Here is a 4,521-nt window from a genome sequence, read left to right as displayed (position 1 = left end):
CTCGCGTTGTAATTAGACATAGTAATATTATATGTTATAGAACCACTTTTTTCACTATAATTATTTCACTATGGAAAATATAATAGGTTTTAACATATTGGCATTCCTGATTGCTTATTTAATCGGAGCCTTAAATACATCAATAATTGTTTCAAAAAGAATGTTGAAAGAAGATATACGTCAAAGTGGTTCCGGTAATGCTGGAGCAACCAACATGGCTCGTAAAACTGGTTTTGGAGGTGGAATGCTAATCGCTTTCATCGATTGAACAAAAGTTGTTTTTACAGCATTGATATTTTGAATTCTTAAAGAAAAAGCTGGACATGGTTTTGAAACAATCTATATACAATTAGTTGCATTTGGAGTATTAGTGGGTCATATCTGACCTATATTCTTCAAATTCAAAGGTGGAAAAGGAGTATCTGCATTCTTAGGGTTTGTAATGTCTTGAAATATTATTGTTGGAATTATCATAATAATAATCTTTTGAGTTATCGTATATTTCGTCGATAAAATTTCATTTGCTTCAATGGCTTGTACATTTATAGTTGTTATATTTACATTCATCCCTTGATTCAATAATGGATTATTAACTACAATAATGAAAAGTGGATCAGATATTTCTTCAATGCAATATTGATTAACACCAATGTTCGCAACATTAGTTTCTATAATCGTTATTTCTAAGCACCATCAAAATATTGGGAGATTATTAAGAAAAGAAGAGAGTTCTTTTAGACAATCAATTCTAAAGAAAGAACCTGGATGTAAATTATTCAAAAAGTAACTATTGAAGTTACTTTTTTTATTTTAAAATTAAAAAAATAACCATATTTGGTTATTTGTTTTTTATAAATTCATAAATTGAATCTTTGATTTCATTATTTTCTAATGCGTAATCAATTGTAGCTTTTACAAATCCTTCAATAGAACCAAGATCATATCTTGTTCCCTCAAAAGTAAATGCATACATTTTTTCTGTTTTCATTAAATTTTCAAATGCATCAACTACATTAATTTCATTACCAACACCTGGTTTAAGATCTCTTAGTAATTTCATAAGTTTTGGAGTAAATATATATCTACCAAGAATAGCTTTGTTTGAAGGAGCATCTTTAAGAGCGGGTTTTTCAACAGCACCAGCTATTTCGAATAGTTCCTCTTCTTTTTCAGATTCATTTGTTGGCAGCACAACACCATATTTATGGATGTTTTGTGGTTCAATATCTTGAACACCAATAATTGAAGAACCAGTTTTTTCATACGCCTCTATTAATTGTTTAATAGCTGGTTTCTCTGAACGAATTAAATCATCACCCAAAATAACTGCAAATGGTTCGTCATGTGTTAAATCAGCACCCATAAATATTGCGTGACCTAAACCTAACTGTTCATTTTGTATGGCGAATTTTACTTTAATTATTTTTCTAGTTGATTCAACCATATGAAGCATTTCAACTTTTCCTTTTTCTCTCAACATTGTTTCTAATTCAACATTTGTTTGGAAGTAGTTCATAATTTCCATTTTTCTTGGAGAAATAATTAAGATAACTTCTTCAATACCTGCATTAGAAGCTTCTTCTACTAAATGATGGATAATTGGCTTATTTAACACAGGAACCAATTCTTTATGTACAACTTTTGTTAATGGCAGGAATCTTGTTCCTCAGCCTGCCGCTGGAATAATTACTTTTTTTACTTTTTTCATAAAAAAATTATATACTAAAACTTATTTAAAAATGAGTCCCTTATTATATTTTCGTAACTTTATCGTTTATCATTTTCTTGTTGTTATAATTAATTTAGAAACACTAAGGAGAAACAAATGATAAACATTTTACAAGAAAACAAAGAATTCTTTACTTTAAAAGCTTTATTCAAAAGCGAAGATATTCACAAAGACATCATCACTGATGCAAATCACATTACGGAATTTATTTCAAAAAGAGAATCTTTTATATTTTTAGGGGATAAAAAAGATTTCACTATCAAATCTTTAAGAAAAGCAATTAAAAAGATCGTTGCTTCAAATAAAAGAGGTATTAACATCGATGTTGCTTCATTCGTAACTGATAAAGTAACATTAAAAGACGCTACAAAATTCTTTATTGAAGATGCGTATTATGAAACAGCAATGATTTATAATGCGAAAACTGGTAAAAACGCACCAAAAGATAAGAAAGATATTAACTTAATGAATATCGATAAAGATGTTGTTACTGATTCAGTGAATAATGCTAAAGCAATTAATTGAGTTAGAGACTTACAACAGCAACCAGCCAACATATTAACATCAACTGCACTTGCTGATATTGTTAAAAAGGAATTTGAGGCTAACCACAAAAATATAAGTGTAAGAGTTATAGAAAAAGAAGAACTAGAAGAAATGGGGATGAATTTAATCCTTGCAGTAAACGCAGGTTCAAAACATGATGCGAGAGTTGTTGTTCTTGAATATAAGGGTAATCCTGACTCAAAAGAAAAAACAGTCATGGTTGGGAAAGGTATCATTTTCGACGCAGGTGGTTATGATATTAAAATCAACGGTGGACTTATAGGAATGAAATACGATATGTCAGGTTCAGCAATAGTTGCTGGGGCAATGAAAGTAATTTCAGAAACCAAACCAAAATCTAACATAAGTGCTGTAATGTGTATCACAGATAACAAGATCTCAGTTGATGCAGTAACACCAGATTCAGTTATCGAATCTTTCGATGGTAAGACAGTTGAAATATCAGATACTGATGCTGAAGGTAGATTGGTATTGGCTGATGGTCTTGCATTTGCAGCAAAAGAATTAAAGGCTACAAAACTTATAGACATCGCAACACTTACTGGAACAGTTGTTACTCAATTAGGAAGTACATACACTGGAGTTTGAACAACAACAGATCAATTATTTAAAGAAATTAACGAAGTGGCTAAAGAGCAAAATGAGATGCTTTGAAGAATGCCATTCCATGAAGATTACGCAATTGGTATTAAATCTTCAGATGTTGCTGACTTAATGAATTATTCTAAAAAATGTAGAGTTGATTCTTCACAAGCCGCTATGTTCTTAAAAGAATTCACAAATAATGTTCCTTACATACATTTAGATGTAGCAGGAACAGCTGATGTGGCTGGGAAACCAACTTCCGTATTATTAAAAACACTTTCACATCTTGAAAAATAATTAATACCTTCGGGTATAAGAAAAAATTGACCTTTAGAGTCAATTCTAACAAATGGTGGAGAGGATGGGAATCGAACCCACTACCCCCTGCGTGCAAGGCAGGTGCTCTAGCCAAGTGAGCTACCCCCCCAAATAAAAACATCCTTACGGATGATATGGTGCGAACGAATGGAATCGAACCATCGACCTCACGATTATCAGTCGTGTGCTCTAACCAGCTGAGCTACGCTCGCATTAATATTAATGCAATATCTTTGCTTTAATATAATATCATATCTTGGAGGTTTTTTTCCTATTTTTTTATATTTTTTTAACTTTTTTTAAAAAAGTTAAAAGAGGTATAAAAAAAACTGCATATTGCAGTATTTTTTCATTAACGTTTTGAGAATTGTCTTGCTCTACGAGCTTTTCTAAGACCTGGTTTTTTACGTTCTTTAATACGTGCATCTCTAGTTAATAGTCCAGCTTTTTTAAGAGTTGGTCTGTAATCAGCTGAAGCTTGTAGTAGAGCTCTAGCAATACCTAATCTAATTGCTGAAGCTTGTCCTGAAAGTCCTCCACCTTTTACATTAACTCTGATATCAAAAGTACCTTTTGTTTCAGTAATTACAAGTGCTTGTTCTGCGTCTTGCAGAAGAATTGTTGACATTAAGTAATCTAGTGAATCTCTACCATTAATTTTAAATTCACCTTTACCTGGTTTAATAATAACTCTAGCTGTTGAAGATTTACGTCTTCCTAGCCCTCTATATTCTACGTTTGCCATTATTTTACCTCCAGTTTTTTAGGTTGTTGTGCTTCGTGAGCATGTTTTGGTCCTGCATAAACAAATAAGTTTCTTCTTTGTTTATCTCCAAGTTTTGTATGTGGTACCATACCTTGAATAGCTTTTTCAACGATTGCAGTTGGTTTTTTCTTTCTTAATTCTGCAGCATTGATTGTTTTTAGTCCACCTGGGTACATTGAGTGAGAGTAGTATAATTTATCCTCTTCTTTGTTTGCTGTAAGAACGATTTTTTCAGCGTTAATAACGATGATGTAATCTCCACAGTCAACATTCGGTGTAAATGTTGGTTTATTTTTACCACGTAGGTAAGTAGCAGCAATAACAGCTAATCTACCTAGTGTTTGACCTTCAGCGTCGATAACGTATCAGTCTTTTTGAACTTCTTGATGTTTAACGATTGTTGTTTGTCTCATATTGATCTCCTATAATTTTATTCTTTAAATTGTTTTGTTTTTTTGTTTGTCAACTTTTAATTTTTACTTGCGATGTTGTTAAAACCGCAACTCAACTATGTAATACGCTTATTTATTATAACAAAATTAAAAAAGATATATCA

Annotated in this window: 5 protein-coding genes and 2 tRNA genes; 2 read left to right on the top strand and 5 right to left on the bottom strand. The window is 31.5% G+C overall.

What is annotated here, in order from left to right; translation table 4 throughout:
- The first annotated feature begins 70 nt into the window (after positions 1-70).
- Entirely contained in the window at positions 71-787 is a 717-nt protein-coding gene (locus C4B25_RS04395; RefSeq protein WP_131613906.1) for a glycerol-3-phosphate acyltransferase, read from the top strand.
- A gap of 51 nt (positions 788-838) precedes the next feature.
- On the opposite strand, the gene C4B25_RS04390 is transcribed toward C4B25_RS04395, so the two are convergent.
- On the bottom strand, positions 839-1,708 hold the full coding sequence (locus C4B25_RS04390; protein WP_131613904.1) for a UTP--glucose-1-phosphate uridylyltransferase: 870 nt from the start codon (positions 1,706-1,708) through the stop codon (positions 839-841).
- A 117-nt stretch (positions 1,709-1,825) separates the two neighbouring features.
- Between C4B25_RS04390 and C4B25_RS04385 the strand changes: the two genes are divergently transcribed.
- Entirely contained in the window at positions 1,826-3,178 is a 1,353-nt protein-coding gene (locus tag C4B25_RS04385; RefSeq protein ID WP_131613902.1) for a M17 family metallopeptidase, read from the top strand.
- 53 nt (positions 3,179-3,231) lie between these two features.
- Here C4B25_RS04385 and C4B25_RS04380 read toward each other — a convergent pair.
- The 4 genes from C4B25_RS04380 to rplM all read right to left on the bottom strand — a co-directional run bounded on the left by C4B25_RS04380 (position 3,232) and on the right by rplM (position 4,378).
- Positions 3,232-3,308, bottom strand: a tRNA-Ala gene (locus C4B25_RS04380).
- Positions 3,309-3,334: 26 nt separating this feature from the next.
- A tRNA-Ile gene (locus C4B25_RS04375) sits at positions 3,335-3,411 on the bottom strand.
- Between the two features lie 140 nt (positions 3,412-3,551).
- Positions 3,552-3,944, bottom strand: a complete 393-nt coding sequence (gene rpsI, locus C4B25_RS04370; protein WP_131613900.1) for a 30S ribosomal protein S9 — start codon at positions 3,942-3,944, stop codon at positions 3,552-3,554.
- Positions 3,944-4,378 (bottom strand): 50S ribosomal protein L13, encoded by a 435-nt coding sequence (rplM, locus tag C4B25_RS04365; RefSeq protein ID WP_131613898.1) that lies wholly within the window; start codon positions 4,376-4,378, stop codon positions 3,944-3,946. The genes rpsI and rplM overlap by 1 nt, the downstream gene beginning before the upstream one ends.
- Between the last annotated feature and the right edge of the window lie 143 nt (positions 4,379-4,521).

The sequence above is a fragment of the Mycoplasma todarodis genome, assembly GCF_004335995.1.
GTDB classification, from domain to species: domain Bacteria; phylum Bacillota_I; class Bacilli_A; order Mycoplasmatales; family Metamycoplasmataceae; genus Mycoplasma_K; species Mycoplasma_K todarodis.
Note: the sequence above shows the minus strand (reverse complement) of the source record. Positions and strands in the feature narration are given on the sequence as shown.